The sequence below is a fragment of the Acinetobacter sp. CFCC 10889 genome, assembly GCF_003268395.1.
Taxonomy (GTDB): domain Bacteria; phylum Pseudomonadota; class Gammaproteobacteria; order Pseudomonadales; family Moraxellaceae; genus Acinetobacter.
The window spans coordinates 1-219 of sequence record NZ_LQXQ01000229.1 but is presented as its reverse complement, the minus strand read 5'-3'; the positions used below and the strand labels follow the sequence as shown (position 1 = coordinate 219).

The following is a 219-nucleotide window of genomic DNA, read 5'->3' as shown; positions in this document are numbered from 1 at the left end:
TTTTATTTTCTTCGAGTAAGGCATTTAGATCAGGTGAATATTGTTTAGTGCCTGCTAAGGTGCCAGTCTTTGCTTTATTATTCCAATTTGAAAGAGTTTGCATTGAAATGCCAAGTTGTCTGGCTGTTTCCGATACATTGCCTTGATTGGCTTCAATCAATTTTATTGCTTCAACTTTAAATTCTGCGGTGTAAGTCTTCTGTTTCTTGCTCATGGTAA

At 36.1% G+C, this 219-nt stretch carries 1 protein-coding gene; it reads right to left on the bottom strand.

Features of this window, described 5'->3' with window-relative positions; genetic code table 11:
• Positions 1-214 (bottom strand): transposase (locus tag AVJ19_RS21445; protein WP_162626709.1); only part of this gene is annotated, 214 nt, incomplete at its 3' end.
• Positions 215-219 lie beyond the last annotated feature (5 nt).